Consider the following 26898-nt stretch of genomic DNA (forward strand, 5'->3'; position numbering starts at 1 on the left):
CTGGGAGTCAGTTTGGAAGCGTTTCCTGAGGCTCAGGTGTTCAGTGCGTTTTCCCGTTCTGCCATGGCCAGTGCGCCGCGCAAGGCGTCGTTTTTGGCAGGCACGATGAACTGCTTCAGGTCTGGCGGGAGGAATGCGTCGTAGGCGTGGCTGAGGCCGCCGAGGAGGGCGATGGGGAGTTTGCCGTCATCGCTCAAGAGGCGCAGAGCTGAGGCCACGTAGGTGGTGCCTTCTTCGACAATGTCGAGGGCAAGGCTGCTTTGCTGCTTCGCGTAAATGAGGATGATGGGCATGAACTCGCCGAAGTCCTTCGGCTTTGCTGTGCGGGCGAACTCAGAAAGCTTGCGCGGGTCGTCGTCAAACTGGCGCAGGATGTGTTCTGTGAGCGGGCAGAGTTTGCGCAGGCCGTCGTGGGCGAGCAGGGCTTCTTCCAGTGCGCGTTCGCCCATTTTGGCACCGCTGCCCTGATCTCCGCAGTGGAATCCCCAGCCGCCGAGGTAGTAGTGCTTTTCGCCTTTGCGGGCCATGAAGTTGGAGCCGGTGCCGAGAATGCCGATGACGCCGTCTTCAGATCCGTGTGCACCTTCCAGAGCTATCAGGCTGTCGGAGACGACCTGAACTGCAGCGAAGGGTAGGTTTTCGGCAAGGCCGACGGGGTCGTTGTGGGCGTTGGCGCCGGCAAGGCCCAGTACGGCGAAGGTGTGCTGTAAAGCGTCTTCGGTGAGGCCAGCATCTTCGCAGGCTTCTTTTGCGGCGTGGAGGATGGAGCTGAGGCTTTGGGTTGGATCGCTGTAGATGTTGGCTGGTCCTGCTTTACCGCGGCCCAGTAAACGTCCGTCTGCTGTTGCGATTGCTGCACGACATGTGGAGCCGCCGCCATCAACACCCAGAATGTAATCCATGAGGTTTGCCTCTGTTCGTTCCAATCCCTGTGCTGTGTATGGCAGCAGGTGTTTAATGCATGGTTGAGACCTGTCAGTTTTAGCGGCAGTGATCCCGGCTAGTTGCAGAGATTTAAGTTGCTAATCTGCATAAGTCCTGATCTCCTTGCATAAGTCATTGAGAAGGAATTACAGTGAGCGGACCAAACATTCATATTTTAAGAGAGGATGAAGTTGATCGCAGGCGTGAGGCTGGTCTTGTGACCCTGCTGGATCAATGTTTTCCTGGTTTTTTTGAAGGTCGGACTTTCTTCAAGCAGCTTCCTCATTTCAGGCTGATTGCTGAAGAACACGATGAAATCATTGGTCAGGCCGGGGTTGATCACCGGATGATTAAAGTTGGAGACCAAAGCCTGCGGGTTTTTGGGATGATCGACGTGTGCGTTGCTGAAACGCACCGCAATCGCGGTATCGCAGGGGCCATGCTGCAAAAAGCGGAGGAGCTGGCCAAGCGGGCGGACGTCGACTTTATGGTGCTGATTGCGGATAAAGGTGGGCTATACCTGAAACATGGGTTCCGCCATGTTTCTCCTGCACCAGGCAAATGGATGGCCATTCATGAGTTGGCCAGCATAATGATGCTTGAGAAAGATTTGCCTGAGTACTTTATGATTAAGCCTGTCGGCGACAAAACGTGGGCAGAGGGGCAGATCGATATGATGGGTTATCTGTTCTAAGTGCTTTCCTGAGAAAACGGCCTCACCAAGCGAATGCGGCAAAAGCCGTTTGCGCTGCATTTTGATCAGGCAAACGGCTTTTGAAATAGGTCAGTTCTGGTGGCGTGCTCTTTGGAGGAGCATGCCATCATGACCGGTCTTACTTCGTGTTCACCCGGACAGAGAGTTCTGCGGCGGTTTCTTTGCGCTCGGAGTATCTGTCGGTGAGGTAGTCGGCGTGGCCGCGGGTGAGGTGGGTGAACTTCATGAGTTCTTCCATGACATCCACCACGCGATCATAGAGAGAGGACGGCTTCATGCGGTCGTTTTCGTCAAACTCCAGAAACGCTTTTGGGATGGATGACTGGTTTGGGATTGTGACCATACGCATCCAGCGGCCCAGCACGCGCATCTGATTGACGGCGTTGAAGCTTTGAGAGCCGCCACTGACCTGCATCAGCGCCAGAGTCTTGCCTTGTGTCGGGCGGACTGCGCCGACGGAAAGGGGCACCCAATCGATCATGGTTTTCATGATGCCGGTCATGGCGCCGTGGCGTTCTGGGGAGCACCAGACCTGACCTTCTGACCACATCATCAGCTCGCGCAGTTCCTGCACCTTTTGGTGATCAGGCTCAGCGTCATCGGCCAGTGGCAGGCCGCTTGGGTTGAAGATGCGGGTTTCGGCGCCAAGCTGCTCCAGAATGCGCTGGGCCTCCTGCACCGCGAGGCGGGAGAAGGAGCGCTTGCGCAAGGAGCCGTAGAGCAGCAGGATGCGCGGGGCGTGGTCCGGGGCATCGTCTTTGCGTAGGGTGCCGGATTGGATCGGGTGGAAGCTGGCGGCCTCCACCTCTGGCAGGTCAGTTAAATCAATCGAAGTCTCAGACACGGCTTAACCCTTTGCCGGAATGACGATTTCGCCATCTTCCTTAGTGAAGGCGCCGATCTGTTCCTCATCGAGGATTTCCAGCAGTACTTCAGATGGGCGGCAGAGGCGAGTGCCTTTGTCGGTGGTGACGAACGGGCGGTTCATGAGGATCGGGTGTTCCTCGATGAAGTCGATCAGCTGGGCGTCGGTCCACTTTTCGTCATCCAGACCGAGTTCCTCATAGGGCGTGCCTTTTTTGCGCAGGATTTCGCGCACGGTCAGGCCGCTGTCCTTGATCAGCTTTTCCAGCGTTTCGCGGGAAGGTGGGGTTTTGAGGTACTCGATAACCTCTGGCTCGGTGCCTGCCTGCTTGAGCATGGCGAGGGTGTTGCGGGAGGTGCCGCATTTGGGGTTGTGGTAGATGATCGGGTTCATTTGGTCTCTCCGATGGGGTCGGTCAACGACAGGGAAACGGGTTGAAGTCCAGACACATGGTCGGATCACCGCTGCAGCAATCCTCGGTCAGGAACCGAAGCAGGCCGCGCATGGTGTGCGGGGCAATGGCGTAACGCACCACGCGGCCTTCGCGCTGGGCGGTGAGCAGACCGGCGCGTTCAAGCGTTGCGAGATGGAAGGACATGCGGGTGGGAGCGATGGAAAGGTCTTTGGCAATCTGCCCGGATGGAAGACCGTTTGGCATGGCTGTCAGGATGAGGCGGAACGCGGCCAGCCTGTCCTTGTGGGCCAGAGCGGCGAGCGCTGCGACGGCGTCATCTTCCTGCAAATTTGTGGGGGCACCACCCGTAGAATTCTCAGTCATGCGAGAATACTACAAATATCCTTGTAGTATTGCAAGATGAGTCTTCAGCGGAGAAAGAGGATAAGGGGAGGGAGGCTTTTTTGTTATTGAGGAGTGCCTCCCTCCCTTTGTGCCAATGCCAACCTGTCAGGCATTGGGTGGTTCAGATGGGGGATGTGCTGTTTTGCTTAGCGGCGTGGGGAGAGGTGGAAGAGCACCACTTCTGCGTCCTTGCCGTTGCTCAGCTCCAGTGTGCCGGTGCCATCTGCTTCAATGGCATCGCCGTCTTTCAGCGTTTCGCCGTTGATCTGCACTTCACCGCGGGCCACGTGCACGTAGACGGCACGTTCGTCGGCCAGTTCAAAGCGGATGGCGTCGTCGCCGTTCAGTTTGCCAGAGTAGACGTCTGCTGCGGCCTCTGTGCGGATGGAACCGTCGCGGCCATCGTGGGAGAGGAAGAGCTGCAGGTTGCCATCGCGGGCGGTGTCATCCAGCTCCAGCATTTCATAGCGCGGGGTGGTGTTCTTGCGGTCCGGGATCAGCCAGATCTGCAGCAGGTGGGTTTCGTCCGTGCTGGATGGGTTGAACTCGGAGTGCTGAACGCCGGAGCCGGTGCTCATGAACTGGATGCCGCCTTTGCGTACGGTGCTGCCGTTGCCCATGGTGTCTTCGTGAGCCAGAGCGCCTTCCAGCATGTAAGAGAAGATCTCGAAGTTCTCATGGGGGTGCATGGGGAAGCCGCCACCGGCTGCGACCCAGTCATCATTGATGACCCTCAGATTGTGGAAGTTCATGTTATTGCGGTCAAAATAGTTGGCGAAGCTAAAGGAGTGGGCGGACTTCAACCAGCCTGCATCAACGTGGCCACGGGCTGCGGAAGGGCGAACTTTTACTCTTAAATCAGATGCGATCGTAGACATGGAACTCTCCTGATTTCTTAATATTTTCAATGCGGTCGTCTTGCCCCTCAAGATATTCCTCTTCTCAAAATGAACAAGGTAAGCTTTGGTGATCTGATTGTTCGCTAATGGTGAACGAAGAGATTCGGGTGGGCTTTGCGGAAGCTGCGAAAAGGAGCTCACAAATTCACGAAAATTACGCGCGGGGAGGTGGGGAAACAGATTCCTGTGAGCTACTTGTGCCAAATCCCCTAAATCTGTGGGTTAGCGCCACGCTTTAAAGACTTCTGTGTAAACCCTATGCCTAATTTGCGGATTGGTTAATGAATCATTTCCGAGTCATGATGCTGCGGTCCTTCAAGTTGACTGTACTCATGGCCCGGAGCGTGGAACAGGTAGTATGGCGTTGAAAATCCTGCACACAGCAGACTGGCATATTGGCCAGAGTCTGAATGGCTGGTCGCGCACCTATGAGCACCAACAGTTCTTCAAAGAGCTTGAAGAGCTGATTGAGCGCCATGAGGTGGACGCGCTGGTTGTGGCAGGAGATGTGTTCGACAACCAGAACCCTTCGGCAGACGCCACGCAGATGCTTTATGAGGCGCTGGCTCGTTTTCGGGAGAAGCGTCCGCATCTGGTGACGGTGCTGACTGCGGGCAACCATGACCCAGCCGGACGCGTGGAAGCGCCGGGTGTGCTGTTTCAGAAGATCGGCGTGCAGGCTGTTGGTATGGTGCGCCGCCATGATGGTTTGCTGGACCTTTCTCATCACCTTGTTCCACTCAAAGACAGTGATGGTGCGGTGAAGGCCTATGTGCTGGCGCTGCCGTTTCCTCGTGCAACAGACTTGCCGGGGCTGAGCTTCTCCTCTTCAGAAGAAGGCTCGCCAGTGGTGCGGGCTGTGGCGGAACTTTATGAGGCGGCGGTTCAGCAGGCTCGTGAGCAGATTGGCGAGATGCCGCTGATCGCAACCGGCCATTTGCATGTGGCAGGTGGTCTGGAGTCGGAAGGTGCAGAGCGGCGCATTCTGATTGGCGGTGAGCATGCCATGCCGTGGGAGCAGTTTCCTGATGACCTGACTTATGTGGCGCTTGGGCATTTGCACAAACCGCAGAAGGTGGGCAAGGAGACCATTCGCTATTCCGGTTCGCCGTTTCCTCTTTCTGTCACCGAGCAACACTACAAGCACGGCGTTAATCTGCTGAGCTTTTCTGATGCTGGTGTGCTTTCTATCGAGCGCCTGGCTTTGACCCGGCCTGTGCCGTTCCACCGCCTGAAAGGGGATGGTGGATTGCTGCTGGAAGAGCTGGTGCCAGCGCTGGATGCGTTGGAGCTGGATGGAAATCTGCCCGTCGAACAGCAGCCGTTTGTACATGTGGATCTGAGGCCGCAGGTGTCGGCAGGCGGCCTGAAGGCTGAGGTGGATCAGATTTTGGCGGAGTATCCGGTGCGCAGTGCCGGTGTTTCTGTGCTGCGGCAAAAACAGCAAGAGGTGGTGAGTGCTGAGGCCGAGAGCCTGATCCGCCTATCTGAAATCGGGCCGGATGAGCTTTTCAAGTCCGCTTTTGAGCGGGTGCACGGCATGGAGCCGGAAGCCAAGCATCTGGACTATTTTTATCGCGCAATCGCAGAAGCGGAGGTCGAGTAATGCGTATTCTAGCGGTGCGTGGCGAAAACCTTGCCAGTCTGGCAGCTCCGTTTGAGATTGACCTTGAGCAGGAGCCTCTGGACGGGGCTGGTTTATTCGCGATTACCGGGGAAACTGGAGCGGGCAAATCCACCTTGCTGGATGCCTTGTGCCTTGCCCTGTTTGGGCAGTGCCCGCGTTTGAGCGCTGCAGGCAGCAGCGACAGTGTGCCGGATGTTGCCGGTGCAGACCTGAAAGAGACGAACCCGCGAACTGTGCTGACCCGTGGTGCTGCTTCTGGCTTTGCCGAGGCGGACTTTATCGGCGCAGATGGAACGGGATACCGCGCGCGCTGGACAGTGCGCCGGGCGCGCAACAAAGCATCTGGCCGCTTGCAGAATGTGGAGCGGTCGCTTGTTCGCATTGAAGACAATGCTGCTGTTGAAAGTGGCATCAAGCAGGTGGATGCAGCTGTTGAGGAACGGCTTGGGCTGACCTATGACCAGTTCAAACGCACGGTTTTGCTGGCGCAGGGCGATTTTGATGCTTTCCTGAAAGCCAACGACAATGAGCGGGCTGCACTGCTTGAAAAAGTGACAGGCACCCAGCGCTACAGAGACATCTCCAAGCAGATCTTCCAGCGGTTTTCTGAGGCCAAGGATGCTGTCGGCAAACTGGAAGAAAAGTCTGATGTGGCTGGTCTTCTGGAAGACGAGGAGCGCACAGCGCTTGTTGGTGAGCAGAGTGAGCTTGAAAAGCAGTCTGCCTCTGTTCAATCGGATATGGATGCCATTGCCAAGTCTTTGGGCCATTTGCAAAAGCTGGATGAAGCCAAGACCAAGCTGGCATCTGCCCATGATGAGTTTGTTGCTCTGAAAGCGCGGCATGAAAACGCGCAGGCCAAGCGGGATCTGAAGGCGCAGTTTGAGCGCATCAAGTCTCTGGAGCCTGTGAACCAGCGCGTGGTGGATGCGGAGCGTGATGTTGCTGGCACGCGTGCGGCTGCTGAGAAAAGCCAGGTGATGCTGGAAGCTGTGCGTACGGATCTGGCTGCCAAGGACGAGCAGGCCAAGCAGGCTGATGCGCTGTTCAATGAGCTGGAAGCTGAGCTGACCAAGCTGACACCGGAATGGAGTGCAGCGGAGCAGCTGGACACCAAGCTGGGTGAGCTGGAAACGGAAGGCAAGCAGCTGCGCGAACGCTCTGATGCGGCCAATCTGGATGCTAAGCAGGCGGAAGATGCGCTGGCAGCGCACACCAAATCTCTTGAAGAGCAGAAAGCCTTGCAGGCTACTGTGAAAGAGCAGATGGCCCGGCTGAGCGCGACCAAGGTGCTGAAAGAGCGCCGGGACAGTCTGTTTGCTGATCTGGAAGAGTATGACCGGGTTCAGATTGCGCTTTCCAAGGATGCTGAACGCCTTGTTGAGATGCGCAAGCGCGAGAACGAGCTCTCTGAGATTCAGAGCAAGCTTTCCGCTGAGCTGGCGCAGTTTGCATCTGACCTTGACGGCTGTGAGAGCGATGTTGCCTCTAAGAAGGGTGAGATTTCCGCTCTTGGGGCCAATGATGCCCGCAAGAGCATGGAGCAGCTTTCTGCCTTCCGTCAACGAGCTGAGAAGCTTCAGGAGACCTCCCGCAACTTCGTAAAGGCCAAGCGGAATAAGCAGGCTGAAAGCGCGACCTGGCAGAAGCTGGTGAACCAGATGGAAGGCCTGCAGGAGGCCAAAGAGAAAGCGACCCAGGAGCTGACGTTTCGCGAAGAAGCACTCGAAAAAGCGCGTGGGCTCTCCACCCTTGCTGAAGCGGCGCAAGGGGATCAGGTAAAGCTGCTGCGCGCCGGATTGGTTGAAGATGCACCTTGCCCGGTTTGTGGCTCTGACGATCACCCCGTAGATACACAGGAGGGCCGGGCTGCGCTGGATGCGCTGTTCGGCGACGTGTTTCTACAGCGCAAGGAAGCGGAAGAAGCTCGCACAGCTGCGCAGCGAAGCCTAAGCGATATAGAGCGAGAGCTTGCGGCCTGCGAGGCTTCAAAGAAGAACGCTTTTGAGCAGGCGGAGCGGTTTGAAGCCGAGACGTCTGCGCTTGAAGCAGATGCTCAGCGGCAGTGGAGTTCGCTAGAGGCTCCGTTCGACCTGTCGTTTGCGCTGGATGCTTTGCTTGATGCACCAGATCTACTGGATGCGGTGCTGGCGCAGGTGACGTCCAAAGCAGATGCCCTGCGTGCGGTGCTGGCTCAGGACGACGCATTGCGCAAAGAGCTGGAGCAGTTGGACGCCAAACTTTGTGAACTGCGTGATGCACACACGAAAGCGGCGGGTGATCAGGCCGGAAAAGCTGAAGAGGTTTCTTCCATCAAGGTGGAACTTTCCGGTGTTGAGGGTCGTCACAACGAAAACTCTGAGGCACGGCTGCGACTGGAGCAGCGGCTTAGTGAAACGCTGCTGGCTGGTGGCATGGTATTCGGGTCCCTTGGTGATGAGTTACCAGCGCTGAAGGCGAGCTTGCAGGACCGCATCAGCACATGGGAACAACTTGAGCAGCAGGAGGGGACAACGTCTGCCGCGCTGCAATCACTGGAACAGAAGACCAGCGGTTTGAGCGAGCGGCATGGTGGCCTCACTAAGACTGCCGCTGACTTGCAAGGGCAGCTTGAGAAGCTTCGGGCGCTGCATCAGGAGCGGTTTGCGGAGCGCAAATTGCTGCTGGGTGGTATGGCGACCGGGGCGCATCGGGCTGCATTTACTGAAAAACATAGCAACGCAAAAGAACGCATAAAAAACGCAAGTAACGCACATAGCAACGCAAAGGCTGAGTTTGGCCGTGTGGAGGCTGGTCTGGCTGCTGCGAAGGATGCTGAAGCGAAGGCGGGTGCCGCGCTAACTGATTGTGTGGAAAGGCTAAATGCTGAGCTTGCGGGGCTGGGGCTGACGAAAGACGCCTATGATGGTTTGCGGGAGAGGAGCTCTCACGAGTTGGAGGCTTTGCTGGCTGAGCTGAAGGCGCTGGATGATGCTCACGTTGCAGCGCAAACTGCTGTTTCCACTTGGGAAAAGGAGCTGGCAGCGGTTCAGGCTCAGCCCTTGCCGGATAAGGCGCAGCCAGAGTTATCCTCTCAGCTGGAGGCCACCAAACAGGCATTTTCTGAGTTGCAGGTGAAGCGCGGTGTTCTTTCTGAGAAGTTGCGCGTAGATGCTGAGGCACGGGAAAAAGCCCAGCAAATCATGGGCTTGCTGCTGGAGGCAAAGGAGACTGCCAAGACCTGGGGGGCGATTTCCGAAGCGATTGGCTCTGCGGATGGCTCCAAGTTCCAGAAGGTGGCGCAGGGTGTTACTCTCGATTTGCTGGTGGAACTTGCCAACAAACAGCTGCATCAGCTCAAACCACGGTACCAGCTGAAACGTGCTGATTTTGGTCTCGGCCTCTTCGTCATCGACCGCGATATGGGCGACACACCACGTTCCACACGATCGCTAAGTGGTGGAGAACGCTTCCTTATTTCGCTCAGCCTCGCTCTGGCTCTCTCCGGTTTGGAGGGGCGTCAGTCGTTCGTTGACACGCTCTTCATCGACGAAGGCTTCGGTTCACTGGATGCGGAAAGTCTCGATCTTGCCATTGATGCACTAGAGATGTTGCAGGGGCAGGGGAGAAAAGTTGGCGTCATTAGCCACGTGGAAGCGCTGAAAGATCGAATTCCGGTTCAGGTTCAGGTGGTTAGGCAGGGTGCTGGACGCAGCCGGGTGGCGGTGAACGCGCCAGCAGGGTGGTGATAAGTCCTGCTGGCTTCTTGTTGTTTTGCTAGAATGCTGCGGGTTTAGTCGCCCGCATCACTCATTTCCTGACTTTGCATAGCTGCTTGTTTTTCTTTCTCTTTTAGCTTCAGAGAAGTTTCCTGCAGTGCAGCGATGTACTGGTCCAGCGCCTGAATTTCCAGATTGGCATTGCTGACATGCTTCGCTGTTTCCCCGTCCATAATCTGCGGACGGCCAATCAGGTAGCCTTGCACTTCATCGCAGGATTCATTGCGCAGCAGCTCTAATTCTGGTTCAGTTTCAACACCTTCGGCGATAACTTCCATTCCCAGAGCCTGCCCCAGATCGATGACGGCGCGGATGATGGCGGCCAGTTCCGGTGTCTGAGTTACCCCACTGACGAAGCTGCGATCGATCTTGAGGCGATCAAACGGGAAGCGGCGCAGATAGCTGAGGGAGGAGTAGCCGGTACCAAAGTCATCAAGTGCGATGGTGATGCCTAACTCTTTGAGTTGTCTCAGGGTATTGAGGGCGCGGCGGTCGTCGTGGATCAAGACACTTTCTGTGATTTCAAGTTCCAGACGCTCCGGTGTCAGGCCACTTCGTGCCAGTGCGCCTTCCACTTCCTGGATAAGATATTCATCACAAAACTGCACCGGACTGAGGTTCACGCCAACACGATACCGCTCCGGCCACTGAGATGCCTGCGCACACGCTTCGTTCAGTACCCAGCGGCCAATCGGGATGATCAGGCCACTCTCTTCCGCAACCGGGATGAAGTTGTTTGGAGCGATCAGGCCTTTCTCCGGATGGTTCCAGCGCAGCAGTGCTTCGAAGCCGACGATAGAACGGGTGTCAGAGCGGGCCTGAGGTTGGAAGTGAAGCTGAAGTTCTTCATTTTCCAATGCGTTACGCAGATCGCCTTCCATGGTTCTTCTCAGCAGGATGGCTTCTTCCATCTTGTCTTCGAAGAATGCAAAGGTGTTTCTGCCAGCTTCTTTTGCCTCATAAAGGGCAATGTCCGCCTTGGACATAAGCTCGTCAGGATCGGTCCCATGCTCCGGAATAAGCGCGATGCCGATACTGGCGCTGGTTCTGATCGTAATGTTGTTGCCCACATGGATCGGCTTGGACAGGACTTCGATGATCTTGTTGGTGAGCAGGCCGACTTCTGCCGTTGTCTTCAGATTGACCTGAATGATTGCGAACTCGTCCCCGCCCAGACGGGCAACGGTGTCGTGGTGCGTGACACAGGCATTGAGACGGCGGGCGACAGTCTGGATGAGTTTGTCGCCGACGGGGTGACCGTACAAGTCATTGATATCCTTGAAGCGATCCAGATCGAGAACCATGACGGCAGAGATAGTTTCTTCTGCGCAGGCCTGGTTTTCGATGGCTTGCTGGAAGCGCTCGCGGAAGTAGGTTCGGTTTGGAAGGCCCGTCAACATATCGTGCTGGGCAAGGTGCAGAATGCGGGCTTCGTCTTCCTTCTGCTTGCGCATGTCACGCACAGCGGAAACGCGGAGGTTCTCGTCTCCCACCTCCATCAGTCGGCCACGCACCTCTATCGGAATACGCTCGCCGGTCTTGCTCAGCAGGATGACCTCATTCGGTGTTGGCTCGTTGGCCTGAATGGCCGCACGGGCTTTCTCGCGGTAGTCCGGGGCCACGTGAGACAGCAGGCTCGAACCGCGCATTTCGCCTGCGGAGTAGCCGAGAAGTTCGTAGAGAACGTGGTTACATTCGACGATGATGCCATCGGTTGAGATGGCGAGGCCTTCGAATGCGCCTTCTGCGAATGTGGCGAGTTTGCTGAGTTCTTCCTGCTGCTTACTGTCTGAAGTTTCGCTGATTTTCCGGCGCTTCTCATCGCTCTGCAGCTTGTCGAGGAACGAGTTGAAGAGGGATGCGAGGCGTTCTTGCGGGTCTGTATCGCGAACAGGCAGACGCTCGTCCAGCTTGGCGTCATGCCATACCAGTTTGCCGATCAGGTTCTCCATCTGGCTGATGGTGCTGACGATTGGAGAATCGTTCAGATCAATCTCATCTGCTTTCTGGAACATGCCAGAGTACTTGAAGATGGAGAACAGGATCAGACCTGTCATAAAGGCCCAAAGTGTCGTCAGAGAAGCGCCAACGGCTTGAAGAACGAAGTTGTCGAAGGTCCAACCCGCCAGAACACTATCTGATGGAAGTGCCAGAGTGTAGCCAAAGAGGCCCACTAATGAGCCGATTCCGAGGCTCGTGTAGTAGATCGTGACTTTGTGGGTCTTGGTCCGGATGAAGACAATGCGGGCAGCTGTGACTGAAAGGGCGGAGGCCAGGAGTGATAAGGCTGCTACGCCTTCAATGGTCAGGTGTTGTGCATTTCCAAGTGCAGATGCAAGGCCGCCGATCAGGCTCAGCAGAATAGTTGGATACATTACCTTTCTTGGCGCAAAGAAGCCAAAGAGAACACCCAAGGCAACAGAGATGCCCGCAGCAACCAGAACGTTGTAGATCGCAGCGCCCAGCTCACCAGAGTAGATGCTTGTGTTGCCAACTGAAAAACCAATGCCACCGACAGCCATGAGTGCGGCGCCAGCTTTGATCTGCAGCACGTTATAGTTTTGTGTGTTGCGCAGGATGTACTCAGGCAGGGCAGGCGAGTTCTTGATGCCGGTGACGAAAATGCCTGAGAATGCCACAAAGGTTGCCAGTAGGGTGACGACTGTTCCACCGCCGATCTGCTCAAAACCGACTGAAAGAACAGTGCCCTGGCTGATTGGATGTAAGAGCAGTCCCTGTACGCCTTTCAGGTAGGCTGGGTAGATGACGGCACCAACTGTGAGTGCAAGGATGATGGTTGCGCGGAGTGTGAGCTGATGTGACAGTGGCAAGTATGCGATCACTGCAATCATGGCAGCCATCGCGGCGTGGATTGCCGCCGCATGGACATCGCTCTGCGGGATGAACTCGACCTCTGACTGCCAAAGGGTCAGCTGCGCTGTGACATCCGGCAGGTTCAAGGTGGTGTCAATCAACAGGCATGCAGCAGAGCTGATTATGATCAGAAGCAATGCGCGGTTGAAGAAGCGGGACGCCCGCATACGTTCCTGAATGAACAGGCTGGAATACACGACAAGTATTCCAAGAACACCAAGCGCAAACAATCCCACGGACAATATGGTCCATAGGTTCTGCTGCTGTGTCAGTAGTTCTGCCTGATTTAACGAGCCTTGAAGGCTGGTGTTCGCTGGATCAAATATTGACGCATACGAAGACACCGACATGAAGTGTAACGATAAACCAATCAGCGTAAGTAAGAGCAATACTGGAAGTAAAAGGGCTCGGAAATGCATTTGGGTACCCCAAGAAATTCTTGGGCATAATTGTTTGAAATTGTTGCGCATTTATTAAGAATTCTAGGGAGTTGAGGGTTTCATCCTAAAAAGTTTCGAAAAGAGAGGCGTATATGACGTTTATCTGACGCCTTCAAAGCAAATTGATGAAAATTGTAAGTAAAAGTTTCGGTGATTGAAATTACTTATATACGTGAATACTCGTATTTGTCTTCAAGTTGAGAGAAAAGAGATTCCGCCCGTCAATCATGATTCTCTTCTCTTTTCACAACTGTATTTAGTTCATTTTTTATGGGCAATTGATGTGCATTGTAGGTCTCCATCTTGCTTGAACAGCTTCTGGGTGATCTTGAGCGATGCAGTGGTCCAGCTTGTTTTTATACTCCGCAGTTTCAGTCATGCAGCCAACCGGTGGTGAACGGGATAACATCCTGCCGAGCTGGAGTTCCACCACAGCACGCCACGGGATTATCGAGAGCATTGAGCGCATGGGACGGACGGAAAGCCCGGAATTTGTGGCGCTGGAAGACCGAGTTGCAGTGCTTGTGGGCGATGGGGCATTGTGGAGTACCGCTGTACAGAGCGCTGACAATAAGGTCGTACCACCCAATGCTGACGGAGATCTTGGCAGTTTCGCTGACTACAGCGAAAGCGTGCGGGCTCATTTGTCTCTCAACGGGCCGAAAGCAGTTGGTGCCAAGTATCGGGAGTTCGCCTATCAGCCTTTGAAGGAACTGGTGGGTTTCCTGAAAGAACATCACTTCGAAATCTGGGTGCTGAGCTTCGGTGATCATGAAGTGGATCGCACCATGGTGGAGCTGAACTATGGTCTGCCGCGTTTCAGGGTTATTGAAGTGTCAGCGATCTCCAGTGAAGCCCCGTCTTTGGAGTTGGCGCGTGTGATCTGGGATCGGATTGGCGCAGCCCCCACAGTCTTTCTGGGTCGCACTCAGACAGATCTGGGATTGTTGAAGCTGGCAGGGAAGGGTGAAGGCACTTTGAAAATTCAGATTGCGTCTGGCCAGAGTGGGGCACAAGAAGCCTCCGGCACAACTCCAGATAAGGTCTTCGGAAAGGTTGATTCTTGGAGCTTTGTGATTTCACCAGAGAGACATTGGCTCAGGAAGTTTTCGTGGCAGGCTCCCTCTGTGACCAGCCTGAGTAAGAATTAGTAGAAAATACTGAGACTTTCGTTGAGGTCTCTCAGAGATATATTTGAGTTGTTCTAGTTTTAATCGATTGAAGGACTGACTAGTTTTGTAACAATGAATAATTTCTGCAGTTTCAGAAGTAATTTTATTTATTTTGATGAAGATCAATGAAGGGATGGGGCACTCTGATATCTCTAAATGCAGCTTCGGCTGGCACTCGGATGGGGGAGTGTCAACTTTCTTAAAGGCGTGTACCACCGGGTACACGCCTCTTTTTTTGCCTGCAGCTTGCAGTGGCTTCTTCTGAGTAGAAACCTCAGGAGTTGAGCGTTTTCCCAACCTCCTCTTATTTCTAGTTGTGTCTTCTCCTGGAATTTACGATATTCCGGCTGTTGGGTTCTATAGAAGCCAAGCTTCTTGGATGAAAAGGGAATGCGGTAGGGATGACCAAAGATGGGCCCGAGCCGCAGCTGCCCCCGCAACTGTTACGTGGTGCGTTCCTCATAAAAGCCACTGGAGATGATCTCTGGGAAGGCGAGTGATGCAAAAGCCATGAGCCAGGAAACCTGCCCGACACAACATAAACTCAAACCGCACGGTGGGTGCGAAGAGGAGCATATTAAATGCATATTGAACCGGGTTACGTTTCTGCGGCCAAGGTTATTGCTGCCAATGCAGGTGCCGTCGGCGTTTTTGTTTGGGGCTGCAAAGAGCAGATCTCTGAATTTCTGAAAGAGCCGCTTACTCCGCTGAAAACTTTATTGGCTGCTGGTTTCTTCTCCATATTCATGCAGAGTTTCCATATGTCTGTCGGGCCATCCGAGCTTCATTTTATTGGGGCGATGGCGATGTATCTGACACTCGGCTTTACGCCTGTTCTGCTAGGGTTTGCAGTCGGGTTGTTGTTTCAGGCACTCGCTTTTGATCCGCAGGACATGTACCATCTTGGCGTCAATAGCCTGTCTTTGATGCTGCCGTTGGTTTCCGTTCATTATCTGGGTGGTAAGCAGCTATTCGACAAAGACCTGACCAAACGTCTGAGTTTTGCTCAGATCCTGAAGCTGGATGCTATGTACTATGCTGGTGTGACTGGCATGGTTGGCTTCTGGCTGATGATTGGCGAAGTGGCAACACCATTTACAGCATGGGCGCAGTTTGCTTTGTCTTATCTGGCAATTGTTGTGTTTGAGCCGGTTGTGACCTTCCTTGCTGTGAAGGGGCTGAAGGCTATTGAAGACAATGCTGTGGTTCGGAATCTTACCGTGGTTCCGCAGCTGAAGATAGCTTAGACAGGTTTCTTTTATCGACTTAGAAAACAGCCGTGTTCTACGGCTGTTTTTTCATTCTAACTATTTATCAGAGGTGTTTGGTTCCAGCTTCTCACTTAGACTACAGGGGCTTTGTCTGTTGGAAGAGGTGAACTGGTTCGTGCTTCGGAAATGCTTAGCTGCCTTCTGGAAAGGCCTTCGTTTTTTTGTCGAAGTAAACTTATTTCTTTCAATCCTGCTGTTTCTTCTGACGCTAATTATTGGTGGTCATTTTATTTCTATCGCTCAGCAGAAAAGTGGTGTTTGGTTTGCTGTCGCGATAACTGCTTTTGTCTTTGTTAAACTGACATGGTGGTCGCTTCTCGGGCCAGCCTTGGAGAAGAAGTTCCCAAATTTTAGATTTGGAAGTGATGATGACTAGAGCCAGCAAAGTGCTAAGCAACTTCCTTAGTTTAATTCTGGTTTAGTCTCTCAGCTTGAGGCCCAAATCAAAAAGCTAGGAAATTGAGCAGTTTTCATTCTGCCTAGAGTGTTATGGATTGCCCCGGAGCGCAGCTTCCACTATGAGTGCTTCCCAGAGAATTCTTAGTTTACACAGATCAGGAGATGCAGGCAGTCCATGGCGCGCCAGTTCATCTATCACATGCACGGGGTCTCCAAGGCCTACGGTGCTAAAAAAGTACTCGACAACATTCACCTGTCTTTCTACCCGGATGCGAAAATCGGTATCCTTGGTCCTAACGGTGCAGGTAAGTCCACTCTTTTGAAGATCATGGCTGGTCTGGATAAAGAGTACACCGGTGAAGCCTGGGCTGCTGAAGGTGCCAAGGTTGGTTACCTGCCGCAGGAACCTCATCTGGACCCGGACAAGACCGTCTTTGAAAACGTAATGGAAGGCGTTGCGCACAAGCAAGCAAAGCTGGACCGTTACAATGAGCTGATGATGAACTACTCGGATGAAACTGCCGAGGAAGGTGCTCAGCTTCAGGACGAGATCGACGCTCAGGATCTGTGGAACCTGGAAAGCCAGGTTGAGATGGCAATGGAAGCGCTTCGCTGTCCTCCATCTGACAGCCCTGTGACCAACCTTTCCGGTGGTGAGCGCCGCCGCGTTGCGCTTTGTAAGCTTCTGCTTTCCGAGCCAGATCTGCTGCTGCTCGACGAACCAACCAACCACCTGGACGCTGAAACCGTTCACTGGCTGGAGCGCCACCTGCGCGAGTTCAAGGGCTCTGTACTGATCATCACCCACGATCGCTACTTCCTTGATAACGTGACTGGCTGGATTCTGGAGCTCGACCGCGGTCAGGGCATTCCATATGAGGGCAACTACACTACATACCTTGAGAAAAAGACCAAGCGTATGGAGCAGGAAGGCCGTGAGAACATGGCTCGCTCTCGTGCGATCAAGCGCGAAAAAGAGTGGATGGGTATGTCTCCGAAAGGCCGCCAGACCAAGTCTAAAGCCCGTATTAAGGCTTATGACGACCTGCTGGCTGCTCAGGAAGAGCGTATGCCTACCATTGAGCAGATCATGATCCCGGTTGGTGAGCGTCTTGGTAACAACGTGATCGACGTTGAGAATGTATCCAAAGGCTTTGGTGATCGCTTACTGATTGACGATCTGTCCTTCAAGCTGCCACGCGGTGGTATTGTTGGTGTGATCGGTCCAAACGGTGCTGGTAAATCAACCCTCTTCAAGCTGCTGACCGGTCAGGAAACCCCTGACAGTGGTAAGGTTGAGCTTGGTGAGCGCGTGCATCTTGGTTACGTAGATCAGTCTCGCGACAAGTTGGATGACAGCAAGACTGTTTGGGAAGAGATTTCTGAAGGTGCTGAAGTTATCTACCTGGACAAGAAAGAGATCAACTCTCGCGCATACTGTTCTTCCTTCAACTTTAAGGGTGCAGGACAGCAGGCGAAAGTTGGCGACCTTTCCGGTGGTCAGCGTAACCGCGTGCACCTTGCTAAGGTTCTGAAGTCTGGCGCTAACGTGCTGCTGCTCGATGAGCCGACCAACGACCTTGACACCGAAACCCTTGCTGCGCTGGAAGACGCTCTGGAGAGCTATGCAGGTTGTGCCGTGGTTATCTCGCACGATCGTATGTTCCTCGACCGTCTGGCAACGCACATGCTGGCTTTTGAAGGTGACTCCCACGTTGAGTGGTTTGAAGGTAACTTCGAAGACTACGAGAAAGATAAGGTTCGTCGTCTGGGCGCACACGCTGCTGACCCACGCCGCATCAAGTACAAGCCACTTACCCGCTAAGTACTGCTTTCTACAAAGAATTAAGGCCCGCATTTGCGGGCCTTTTTTGTTGGGAGGTTTAAATCGTGAGAAGTTCGAAAACCGGTTCCCGGCGCAAAGCCTCTGTCTGAGCGACACCACCTTCACGATCACTGCGGAGTTCATTGCGGTAGCTGGCAAACTCCCAATGGTGAGCAGAAACATCTGAGGCCGGACGTTCGCCCGGTTGAATGCCTGCATGGGTGAGCTTTTGCTCGATTGCTTCAACGAAGGATTTATCGTTCTTCAGATCCTGCGCGGTGTATTGGGAATCCTCGGAGGTTGGGCGTAGGTACAGAGTGAACTGCGCGCCGACCTGAACACGAGAACCCTCTGTCACACGGGTCATGTCTGTGACTTTCCATTTGTCGACAGGAGAGTCCTCAGAGAAGAGCAGAGTGTTAATGGCGTCAAAGGCTGCTGGTACCTGGCTCGGCTCGATGCTCAGGTGGATTTTATCGCCAGCATACTCACCCTGAGCTTTCGCATCGATGCGTTTGGTATGAATGAAACTGTCCTGGTTCTCGATGTTCAGAGTGCGCCAACCGCTGTTTTCGGAGCCCCAGCCGCTACCACGTGCACCTTCGAAGGTTGGTGGGTTGGAGGCTGGACGGAAGACTGGTGCCGGAAGATCTTTGACCTGCTGTGCAATAGCGTCTTGCTTTCCCGCAAGACCGCCCGGCTTGTTTGCCTGATGATTTGCAGCAGGCGCCTGTTGCGGCTGGTTCAGTTGAAGTGGTGGGACTTGAAGTTTTAGAGATAGTCCGAACTTTGGCATGTGATCCTCTCCTCATATTGAATTTTTAAGGCTGCGTCTGCGGATGGAGGTGTTTTGCCATCGTGCTTTTGCAACCATTGAGGGAGACCCTAGGGAATATGCATCGTGCATTACGTGCTGCTCGGCACTGATCACGAAAAAGTTTTCAAACCAGGTGTTGTGAAGGTGCTCATTTGGGAGAAAGCCAATTGACTGGAGCTCGGACTTTGCTGCTGAGCGGCGGAGCAAGATTAGCCCCGCCGATCGCTAATTGCTCAGGATCAGTTGCCTAGTGCTTTTGCCATGGCTTGTGCCCAATCGTCTGTACCCGTATCTGAGCCGTACTCAGTGGGGTACTGCCACCCCATCATACCGGCAAAATCGGGTTCTTTAGCCAGTAGTGGAGTGATGAGACTGTCCTCGATCTCATCGGCAGACAGATAGCCATTTACAGAGGCTGAGCCGGTGACATTTTGCAGTGTGGTCGGTTTGCCGAGGATAAGTTTGGAGATCGGAACACCAGTTGATGCGATGCCGATAATGCTGGAGGGGAATGTCTGACCATTCACCAGCTCAGTACCTGCAACTTTGCCAGTTTCTTCTGCTGCAGTTTCACCGACATACCATTGATTGTTGTAGTACTGGATGTTGTAGAGATCGATTGCGTCTCCGGCATTCTTGGCTACATCTACGTACACTTGTGTGTAGGAACCTGGAGCACCACCATAAAAGTAAGGTGCTTGTGGTGCATGGGTTACGAAGTTCTGGTCGTCCGGCAGCTGTTCCTTCAAGGCTTTGGAGAGGTCCACGAGGAAGGTTGGGGCGTCATACCCCGTGTAGTTGGTATCTTCCCAGTCAATATCGACACCATCGAGACCGTGGTCTGTAACCATTTTGGTCAGCTGTTGCACGGTGTTATCGAGGTTGCTTGCCAGGGCAGCCCAGGCTGGGGTTGAGAAGACTTCTCCGCCCAGAGAAATCAATACTCGCTTACCTGCAGATTTCAGGTTGCTGATGAGATCTGGTGCATCAAACATTGCTTGAAGTTCTGTGCTTGGGGAGAGATTTCCCGTTTCATCACCTACAACAAAGCAAAGAATGACTGTTGTGTAATCGCTTTCTGCCATCTTAGCGATGAGCTGCGCATTGGTGCTGAGTGCGTACCCGACAATTTCTTTATTTGGCATCTGGTTTCCTTTTTCCTGCGGCCAAAGCGGCTGCGTTTAGCTGACGAAAAGAAGGAAAGATCGTGAACCAGAAACAGTGCCGTGGTTAATGTTATGCAAGAGGCTGATTTAGAAGAGCCGCCGCCGCACTCTATATTCATGCTTCATACGTAGATGTGCTGATGTGACGCATGCGCGCAACTGCTAAATTGATGTAAGTCAAGACTGTGTTCTTCCCCATCAATCAAAAACGGGCACTGTAATGAGCGATACAACTTTGTCTTCTGCTGAGGCTCAGCAGGATAGCGATCCGCTGTTCTTTAAAATACTCTTCCTCGTCCCAATCATCGGCTGGTTGTTTAAAGACGCTGTTCACGGCAACAGTGAAGCTAAGTACTATTTCTGCGCCAACTTCTTTGTTGGCTGGGGTCTTGCAATTGCGTTCTTCGGCTATGCTGCGATTATTATTCCAGCACTATGCCTGGTAGCACTTGCCTTTACTTGGATCATTGGTGTTTGCCGATAATTTATAGCTATTGACCGTGCTCGCCGCTTTTATTGGGAGCGGCCAGCAGTTCTTCTGCAGTTATGGTGCCACCCCACAATGTGATGGTGGCTTCCATTTCGTCAGCCACGCAATAGCGTGCAGCGTCGCGGTCTAAACCGTCTTCCAGCAAATCATCATAATCCGTGTATTGGTGGCGCACATAACTGGTTGTTGCCAGCAAAACGGCGATATGTGCCGGTAGGTGGCGCAGATGTTGCTGGTTGGCTTTGCTTCTGATTTCAGCTGCATCCAGAAATGGCACGTGTGGTATCAGCGCGCCGAGTGCATCACTGATTGCCCGTTGTCTTTTAGTCCTGCTCACACATGATCTCTTGCGCTGATGTTTAAACGCTAATTTATCATGGATGACGGCAGGCGCGACACTCTTCTATGTGCGATGCTTGATTTTGCTCTCTGGATCGGATCCTGAGTGATGCCCAGCACGTGTTTCTTATAGATTTCCGAGAAGCGTTGTTCAGGTGCATAGAACTCTCCCTGAACATATTCCGCTCCAAGTTCTTTCAGCTTTTCTTCGGTATGAGCGTTCTTGATCTCTGAGAGAATAATCTCGATGTTCAGAGCATGTGCGAACTCGGTTGCAGCGATGAGCAGGCGGGCTGTCTTCTCGTCTTCAAAGAGCTTCTCAACAGACCCTGCATGCAGTTTGATGTAAGAGATGTTCAGTTTCTGGAAGTGCTCGATCTTGAGACCTCCGGAATCGAAATGGTTGATGCAGAGTTTGACGCCGGTGCTGGTGAGTTCATTGAGCTGACTGATCAGGATGTGGGCGTTGGCCCGCAGGAGAACCCGTGAGGGGATCTCTAATGTGAATTTGTCTGGTTGGACGTTGTTTTCCTGAAGCAGATAGCTGAGATCGTCGCAGAAACCTTCCTTCAATAGGGAAGGCACTGGCACGCGGAACAGGAACTCCCAAGGCTCCATGGATGTGTTCTGACAGGCGCGCATGGTGTGAATGATGGCTGCAATTGTAGTATCGCCAAGAATGTCGCTGAAACTGGCGCTGTCGAAGATTTTGGAGAGATCGCTGCCACGTGCAATTTCAAGGATCTGTGTGGGCCAGTCTGGGCGGGCCTCCAGCATTTTGATCTTGCTGGTCCTGCAGGTTCTGATGGGTTGGAACACGGTGCCAACCTGGTTTTGCATGAGTGCCTGTTTTGCGGTGCGCTGCAATGTGACCTGTCGATCCAACCGCGTGCGCATCACTTGATTGAAGAGGCTGGCGCGGTTCCGGCCTCGTTTCTTTGCATGATACAGAGCTGTGTCGGCACTCTCTTGCAGTTCCTTGACGTTGTTCGCATGACGCGGAAACACGGCAGCCCCGATGCTGACCTTGGGGCGGATCTCACTATGCTCGTGATAGATTGGATGACTGAGGGTTGCAGGCAGCTCCTCCAGCAATGCTCTGATCTGGTGACATGTGGTGTCTTCCAGTAACAGAGCAAACTCGTCGCCACCGAGCCGGAGTGCTGTGATGTTCTCACATTCCATCTGTTTGAGGCGGTCGGAAATGGCAACCAATGCTGCATCACCTGCAGCGTGGCCGTGGGCATCATTGATGACTTTCAGATGATCCAGATCCACATAGAACAAAGCGACGCGTTGGTCCGGATCGGTGACGCTCTCGATTGCATCCGATATCAGTTGCTCAAAGCTTTCTCGGGTGCGCAGGCCAGTGAGTGGATCGATGTTGCAGACTGTGAAAATCTCACGCGGATTGGACTGCTGAGGGGGAAGCAAATACCTTGCGGAGGCTTGATCGTGAATGCGCAGTGTATCGTTCAGATCGTTGGCTGAGAGGATGCGCAACAGGCCGGGAACCAGAATTCTTGCCAGATTTCTGAAGCTTTTCAGTTTCTTAGTGAGATCTGCATTGATGAGCTGATCAGAACCATTTTGAAAGTGTGCTCTCGGGAAGTGCGTGGATGTGTTTGTCTCTGCGTTGCAAAGGATGCCAACGACTGCGATGACACGGTCCTGCAGAGAAAGAGGCATGAGTGCAATGAACTGTGTGGCAGACTGAAATGGTGTGGCAGAGGTGCTTTCACTTCTAAATCGGTGTGGGAAGATCTGGACGTCATCACCGCAGATTGGCAGCTCGGTAATCTTGGTCAGTAGGGCTCTTAGCTGTCCTTCCAGCGGTTGGATACTGTCAGAAACGAAAAGCTCTGTATCGTGGAGATCATCCTGCGGGTTGATCATAATGAAGGTGGGCAGCTCGAATAGTTTTTCATAGACGCGTAAGACAGATTGCGCGAAAGGCTGCTGGCGCGTCTCAGCAGAATGAGGGTTCGTTCTGTAAACGGGGTACTCGATATTGTATTTTGTGTTGCCTGCTTCAGACATCATTCCCACCACTATCAACCAATTGTTTACCACGCCTCTATTGATAGGGATTATGGGCTTTTACGCAAAAAGAAAGCGGGGGTCTCTCTGAGAATTTGGGGGCATGTTGTGCGGGAATACTATAAAAATACTAGGTAAATTTTAGGAAAATGGGGATAAGCGTCTTCGAATTTTTCAGTTTATATGAAAAGTGAAATTTCTTATTTGCGCATTACATATGTAGATGAGTAATTATGATGCATAATCTCTTCTGCGGCAAAGACAATACTATTTTATGGGTAAGTTATCAGTGATTCCTTGCTGTGGTTTACATGCGGCACAAGCCCAGTAGCTTTTGCTTTATTAGGAAAGCTAAAACTTTTCATATAATTTCTAGTGTGCTATGAGTTTCCTATGAGTGATCGCACAAAAGACAGACTGATGTACGCGCTTAAATCGCGCGGACCTAACACAGCGGCAACCCTGGCTAAGCACCTGGGCGTAACGGCTGTGGCTGTTCGTCAGCATCTGGATGCGCTCCTTGAAGCAGAGCTTGTTGAGTTTGAAGATCTGAAGGGTACTGTTGGCCGTCCGCGCCGGACTTGGCGCCTTTCGGATACTGGCAACAAGAAGTTTCCTGACAACCATAGTGGTGTGCTTGTCGATTTGCTTGGCAACATCAAAGACCTCTATGGGGAAGAGGGGCTTCAGCGCTTGATTGATGCGCGTGCTGATCAGTCTCGCAAGTCCTATGTGTCTGCGATGAAGTCTGCCAAAACGCTCTCAGAAAAGCTGCATTGCCTTGCTGAGCAACGCAGTGAAGAAGGCTACATGGCTGAGGTTCTGAAGGACGGGGAGGAGAGCTTCCTGTTTGCGGAGAACCACTGTTCCATCTGTGCCGCAGCACGGTCCTGCCAGCATTTCTGCCAGTCTGAGCTGGATCTGTTTCAGGATGTGCTGGGTGCGGATGTGCGTGTAGAGCGCGTGGAGCATATCCTCAAAGGGGATCGCCGCTGCCTCTACAAAGTCTCGCCGAACTGATCGGGCCTTTATTCTTACACCAGAATTGAGAGAAGCATTGCCAGTTCTACGCGGCTGCTTACGTTCAGCTTAGCGTAGATGTTCTTGCGGTGTGTGCGCAGTGTGTTCTTGGTGATGTCCAGATCTGCTGCAATTTGAGGCTCTGTCTGAGTACCTGACAGCTGTTCCAGAACGATTGCCTCTTTATCCGTCAGGCGGAAGAGGGCGGTTGCCTTCTGGATGTTGATCTGTTGCTGGATTTCCAGATCAGTGATGAAGAGGAAGAACAGGTCCTCATAATCCGTATCGACCAGACGGATATCGATATGGATTGGGCGCAGGAATGCCTCGTCACGGCGGAGGACCAGCTCCTGCTGTACATCCAGATCAATGGTGGCTGTTGCCAGGCTTTGTGCGTTCTGGAACTCGCGCTGATGGCTCGGATCTGTGAACTCCAGCCTACCGGTGCTGATCTTGATTTGAGGCGTTTGCTCAAACAGGCGCTTGGCGAACTCGTTGCTGCGCAGGATGGTGCCATTTCCCTGAATGATGGCCACGCCCTTTTGTAGCCGGTCAAGGCTGTCTGCAAGGTAGCTGCAGAAGGCTTGGTCTACAATGTGGGCGATCTCATTGCTCAAGGTATTGGATTCCTGTTTTACACCGAGCAACAAAAAATGGCTGATGGTGTAATAGCGTGCGTTTGAATGGAAGGAAGTTCATCTAAATAAGAGTCGTTCTTCTATTCCATATTCTATAGCTTAGTGAAAAATCGATAATGCGTATGCAGTCATACGGTATATTTTTCGGTTATTCACAGCAACGGGTTGAATTAACTACTTTCATTAGTTGGTGACGTTACGCAAACACCTTGCGAGCGCCATGTAATCCTCGCTTTTAGGCGAAGTTTTTCGCCAAATTAAACCTATCCTACGGGAAGGTTGGGGCTCTGCAAACCGCAAAAGTGTTATGCGATCATCTGCGATTTCTGTATCTGCACAAATTTCCGGTAGTACGGTTACCCCATATCCGGCGGCCACCATGTGGAGGACTGTGGCGATACTTGTGGCGCCCACATTAGCTGATTGATTTTGACCAATTGATCCACAAAAGCTCAGTGTTTGATCTCTGAGGCAGTGACCTTCTTCCAGTAGCAGCAGGTTCTCACCGTGCAGATCGTCAGGGCCCATGCGTTTGCGTTCGTCGATTTCGCGTGAACTGGCTACAGCTAAAAGGAAGTGATCTTCAAAGATCGGCGCTTCTTCCAGATCGGGCTCTTCAACAGGCAAAGCCACGAGGACGGCGTCAAGAGTGCCGTGTTTGAGTTCGCTGAGCAGGGTGGCGGTCAGTGTTTCGCGAAGATCCAACTGCAGAGCTGGGTATTGCTTCGTGAGAGCTGGCAGCAGTTTTGGGAGGATGTAGGGGGCGAGTGAGGGGATGACGCCGAGGCGGATGGTTCCGCTCAAAGGGGAGGCGGCGTGTTCTGCGTAGGCCTTAAGGTCTTGCATCTCCCGCAGGATCTGGTTCGCACGCTTTGCGATCTCCTCGCCTTCCGGTGTCAGGCGGATGGAACGGGCGTTTCTTTCGATCAGGCACAGGCCGAGTTCTTTCTCCAGGTCGCGGATCTGCATGGAAAGGGCGGGTTGGGAGACGCAGACTTCTTCCGCGGCATTTCCGAAGTGGCCGTGCTGTTGGACAGCAACGAAATAGCGAAGTTGTTTGAACGTAAGCATGGGATAAAAATATCTTATTGCGGGGTGAAACTGAATTCACATTTGCTGATGAAATGTTGATGCTGTTGCCGCTCTGAAATTGTTGATTTTCTTAGGTGGCTTAGAAACTTAACCTCGGGCGACTCAAGGGTGCTTCATCCGGAACTTGACCTTTTGGTAAGGAATTAACGTTTTGAGCGCCGTAAATGTTGATGAAGCCACTCAAAATTTGGGGACGTTCTGACAAAAAGAGAGTGTGTCACAAACAGGAAGTTAACGAGGCTTGGGCCATGCGTCGAACAGATGAACGTGGTTAAGGATTTGTGATATTTTTGTAAGCCCTTGTTGTTGCTTATTTTTTTAATTAAATTTCTGAGGTCCTCGCTAGAGCCCGAAAACTTATTGGTTTTTTTGTTATTCAAAGCATGCAAATCGCACATTAATTTTTCTAAATTAACTAAAAATAGAAGAGATTGAGTTAGGTTTTGTTTAATCCTGTTTCTTAGGTTTTTATCAGTTTGCGTATCCCATCGGTGTTTTAAATGTCATCTGACTTGGCTTCTCATATCGTTGACTTCAAATCTCTGGCGCTTGAAAAAAATATCGAGCGGCGCTCGGAGCTTGCCCGCCATGTGGCACTTTTGTTTGCCCGGACGTGGGAGCGGTGCTCTGATGATCAGATTGATATCTATGATAGCGTCATGCTCCGTCTCTCAGAAATGGTTGAGCGGCATGCGCTGAGTTATATGGCTGAACAGCTCTCTGAAGTGCGCCGCGCTCCGGAACAAACTGTTCGCAAGCTTGCCTTTGATGAGATTGATATCGCTGAGCCGCTGCTGCGGAGCTCTAATGTGTTGCGTGAGAGTGATCTGGTGAGCATTGCGCGCAGCAAGAGTGATGATCACCGTCTGGCGATCGCAAAGCGTGACGTGATTTCAGAGAACATCAGTGAAGTTCTGGTCGATCTTGGAAACTCCGAGGTGAAACAGACTGTTGCTGGCAATGATGGCGCGGTACTAGGTCAACGCAGTGTGAACTCCCTGATGAGTGAAGCGCGCGGGGATGAGGTGCTACAGATGGCGCTTGGTCAGCGTGCGGATCTTGCTGATGCGCATATCGAGGCGCTTATTAATTTTGCGAGTGAGCAGGTTCGCAAGCAGCTTATTAAAGAAGGTGCAAGCGATGTTGCTGGCAAACTGCCAAAAGCTGCGCGGATTGCAGCTGGTAAGCTTTCCAACGAGTTCTGGCTTGGTCGTTATGACTTTGAGACTGGACGTGGCCGTGTGATGGAGCTGGTTCGTCAGGGCCGTCTTAATGAGAACGCTCTGCGGGCTTATGCGGAAGAGGATCGCTTTGCCGAGGCTGTTGCAGCGTTTGCGATGCTGGCAGGGATTGGTCATTCCGAGGCACAGCATTGGACAGTGCGCAATGACACGGAGCCTTTCCTTGTTGTGTGCCGGGCTTCCGGTTTTGGCATGATGACTGTCCAAGCGCTCTTGAAGATTGGGCCGTGGCGGTATCGCCTTTCCAACTCTCAGCGGCAGGCTGCGTTGAAGACTTATCAGGCGCTGGATCAGCAGGAAGCTTATAAGCAGTTCATCACCTGGAAAGAGCAATGGATGGCTTAGAGCCCGCTCTTTATGCATTGGTTATTCAAGGGTCGCTTCGGCGGCCCTTTTCTTTGTCAATTTAATCCAAAAGTCGAGTGGTTCTTCAAAAGCAACTTTAGGTACTCCTCGTGTTTACTCCTGCCTGATTGGGTCGTGTAGC

At 52.9% G+C, this 26898-nt stretch carries 22 protein-coding genes and 1 riboswitch; of the genes, 10 read left to right on the top strand and 12 right to left on the bottom strand.

Going from position 1 to position 26898, the window contains the following annotated elements; translation table 11 throughout:
- Nucleotides 1-32: 32 nt before the first annotated feature.
- Nucleotides 33-902, bottom strand: coding sequence for a BadF/BadG/BcrA/BcrD ATPase family protein (locus PJE062_RS05250; RefSeq protein WP_008547991.1), 870 nt, complete (start codon nucleotides 900-902; stop codon nucleotides 33-35).
- 239 nt (nucleotides 903-1141) lie between these two features.
- Between PJE062_RS05250 and PJE062_RS05255 the strand changes: the two genes are divergently transcribed.
- Entirely contained in the window at nucleotides 1142-1618 is a 477-nt protein-coding gene (locus PJE062_RS05255) for a GNAT family N-acetyltransferase (RefSeq protein ID WP_208982172.1), read from the top strand.
- A gap of 139 nt (nucleotides 1619-1757) precedes the next feature.
- Here the strand turns inward: PJE062_RS05255 and arsH are convergent, their stop codons facing one another.
- The 4 genes from arsH to PJE062_RS05275 all read right to left on the bottom strand — a co-directional run bounded on the left by arsH (nucleotide 1758) and on the right by PJE062_RS05275 (nucleotide 4181).
- Nucleotides 1758-2483 (bottom strand): arsenical resistance protein ArsH, encoded by a 726-nt coding sequence (arsH, locus tag PJE062_RS05260; protein ID WP_008547417.1) that lies wholly within the window; start codon nucleotides 2481-2483, stop codon nucleotides 1758-1760.
- Nucleotides 2484-2486: 3 nt separating this feature from the next.
- Nucleotides 2487-2897, bottom strand: coding sequence for an arsenate reductase (glutaredoxin) (gene arsC / locus PJE062_RS05265; protein WP_008547752.1), 411 nt, complete (start codon nucleotides 2895-2897; stop codon nucleotides 2487-2489).
- Between the two features lie 22 nt (nucleotides 2898-2919).
- Nucleotides 2920-3282: a helix-turn-helix transcriptional regulator gene (locus tag PJE062_RS05270; RefSeq protein ID WP_198136823.1), complete on the bottom strand. Its 363-nt coding sequence runs from the start codon at nucleotides 3280-3282 to the stop codon at nucleotides 2920-2922.
- Nucleotides 3283-3449: 167 nt separating this feature from the next.
- Complete coding sequence (locus tag PJE062_RS05275) at nucleotides 3450-4181, bottom strand: pirin family protein (RefSeq protein WP_008547826.1); 732 nt, start codon at nucleotides 4179-4181, stop codon at nucleotides 3450-3452.
- A 379-nt stretch (nucleotides 4182-4560) separates the two neighbouring features.
- Between PJE062_RS05275 and PJE062_RS05280 the strand changes: the two genes are divergently transcribed.
- Complete coding sequence (locus PJE062_RS05280) at nucleotides 4561-5808, top strand: exonuclease subunit SbcD (protein WP_008547356.1); 1248 nt, start codon at nucleotides 4561-4563, stop codon at nucleotides 5806-5808.
- Nucleotides 5808-9557 carry an AAA family ATPase gene (locus PJE062_RS05285; protein ID WP_008547641.1) on the top strand — a complete coding sequence of 1250 codons (3750 nt, stop codon included), beginning with the start codon at nucleotides 5808-5810 and terminating at the stop codon, nucleotides 9555-9557. Before PJE062_RS05280 ends, PJE062_RS05285 begins: the two co-directional genes overlap by 1 nt.
- A gap of 44 nt (nucleotides 9558-9601) precedes the next feature.
- On the opposite strand, the gene PJE062_RS05290 is transcribed toward PJE062_RS05285, so the two are convergent.
- The gene (locus PJE062_RS05290) at nucleotides 9602-12811 is read right to left on the bottom strand and encodes a bifunctional diguanylate cyclase/phosphodiesterase (RefSeq protein WP_083793216.1); all 3210 of its coding nucleotides are present in this window, start codon (nucleotides 12809-12811) and stop codon (nucleotides 9602-9604) included.
- 425 nt (nucleotides 12812-13236) lie between these two features.
- Between PJE062_RS05290 and PJE062_RS05295 the strand changes: the two genes are divergently transcribed.
- The 4 genes from PJE062_RS05295 (at nucleotide 13237) to ettA (ending at nucleotide 17568) form a co-directional block, all read left to right on the top strand.
- Nucleotides 13237-14052 carry a hypothetical protein gene (locus PJE062_RS05295; RefSeq protein WP_208982173.1) on the top strand — a complete coding sequence of 272 codons (816 nt, stop codon included), beginning with the start codon at nucleotides 13237-13239 and terminating at the stop codon, nucleotides 14050-14052.
- Nucleotides 14053-14408: 356 nt separating this feature from the next.
- Nucleotides 14409-14620, top strand: a riboswitch (cobalamin riboswitch).
- Nucleotides 14621-14654: 34 nt separating this feature from the next.
- Nucleotides 14655-15320 carry an energy-coupling factor ABC transporter permease gene (locus PJE062_RS05300; RefSeq protein ID WP_008547475.1) on the top strand — a complete coding sequence of 222 codons (666 nt, stop codon included), beginning with the start codon at nucleotides 14655-14657 and terminating at the stop codon, nucleotides 15318-15320.
- A 118-nt stretch (nucleotides 15321-15438) separates the two neighbouring features.
- Nucleotides 15439-15720 (top strand): hypothetical protein, encoded by a 282-nt coding sequence (locus PJE062_RS05305; protein ID WP_008547733.1) that lies wholly within the window; start codon nucleotides 15439-15441, stop codon nucleotides 15718-15720.
- A 198-nt stretch (nucleotides 15721-15918) separates the two neighbouring features.
- Nucleotides 15919-17568, top strand: a complete 1650-nt coding sequence (gene ettA, locus PJE062_RS05310; protein WP_008548166.1) for an energy-dependent translational throttle protein EttA — start codon at nucleotides 15919-15921, stop codon at nucleotides 17566-17568.
- Nucleotides 17569-17626: 58 nt separating this feature from the next.
- On the opposite strand, the gene PJE062_RS05315 is transcribed toward ettA, so the two are convergent.
- Both PJE062_RS05315 and PJE062_RS05320 read right to left on the bottom strand, forming a co-directional pair.
- Complete coding sequence (locus tag PJE062_RS05315; RefSeq protein ID WP_008547743.1) at nucleotides 17627-18364, bottom strand: VirA protein; 738 nt, start codon at nucleotides 18362-18364, stop codon at nucleotides 17627-17629.
- A 260-nt stretch (nucleotides 18365-18624) separates the two neighbouring features.
- Entirely contained in the window at nucleotides 18625-19530 is a 906-nt protein-coding gene (locus PJE062_RS05320) for a glycosyl hydrolase family 18 protein (protein ID WP_008548069.1), read from the bottom strand.
- Between the two features lie 241 nt (nucleotides 19531-19771).
- On the opposite strand from PJE062_RS05320, the gene PJE062_RS05325 reads away from it, so the two are divergent.
- On the top strand, nucleotides 19772-20035 hold the full coding sequence (locus PJE062_RS05325; protein WP_008548148.1) for a hypothetical protein: 264 nt from the start codon (nucleotides 19772-19774) through the stop codon (nucleotides 20033-20035).
- 7 nt (nucleotides 20036-20042) lie between these two features.
- On the opposite strand, the gene PJE062_RS05330 is transcribed toward PJE062_RS05325, so the two are convergent.
- Both PJE062_RS05330 and PJE062_RS05335 read right to left on the bottom strand, forming a co-directional pair.
- Complete coding sequence (locus PJE062_RS05330; protein ID WP_037036134.1) at nucleotides 20043-20378, bottom strand: DUF2293 domain-containing protein; 336 nt, start codon at nucleotides 20376-20378, stop codon at nucleotides 20043-20045.
- Between the two features lie 29 nt (nucleotides 20379-20407).
- A complete protein-coding gene (locus PJE062_RS05335) occupies nucleotides 20408-22420 on the bottom strand; it encodes a diguanylate cyclase domain-containing protein (protein WP_208982174.1) in 2013 nt (670 codons plus the stop codon).
- 393 nt (nucleotides 22421-22813) lie between these two features.
- Here PJE062_RS05335 and PJE062_RS05340 point away from each other — a divergent pair, with 393 nt between their 5' ends.
- Complete coding sequence (locus tag PJE062_RS05340; protein WP_008547428.1) at nucleotides 22814-23440, top strand: metalloregulator ArsR/SmtB family transcription factor; 627 nt, start codon at nucleotides 22814-22816, stop codon at nucleotides 23438-23440.
- Nucleotides 23441-23454: 14 nt separating this feature from the next.
- On the opposite strand, the gene PJE062_RS05345 is transcribed toward PJE062_RS05340, so the two are convergent.
- Together PJE062_RS05345 and PJE062_RS05350 are read right to left on the bottom strand one after the other, a co-directional pair.
- Complete coding sequence (locus PJE062_RS05345) at nucleotides 23455-24057, bottom strand: helix-turn-helix transcriptional regulator (RefSeq protein ID WP_008547980.1); 603 nt, start codon at nucleotides 24055-24057, stop codon at nucleotides 23455-23457.
- 204 nt (nucleotides 24058-24261) lie between these two features.
- Entirely contained in the window at nucleotides 24262-25149 is an 888-nt protein-coding gene (locus tag PJE062_RS05350) for a hydrogen peroxide-inducible genes activator (protein WP_014286651.1), read from the bottom strand.
- A gap of 521 nt (nucleotides 25150-25670) precedes the next feature.
- Between PJE062_RS05350 and PJE062_RS05355 the strand changes: the two genes are divergently transcribed.
- Nucleotides 25671-26756 carry a DUF2336 domain-containing protein gene (locus PJE062_RS05355; protein WP_037036136.1) on the top strand — a complete coding sequence of 362 codons (1086 nt, stop codon included), beginning with the start codon at nucleotides 25671-25673 and terminating at the stop codon, nucleotides 26754-26756.
- Nucleotides 26757-26898 lie beyond the last annotated feature (142 nt).

This window comes from Pseudovibrio sp. JE062 (assembly GCF_000156235.1).
Lineage (GTDB): Bacteria > Pseudomonadota > Alphaproteobacteria > Rhizobiales > Stappiaceae > Pseudovibrio.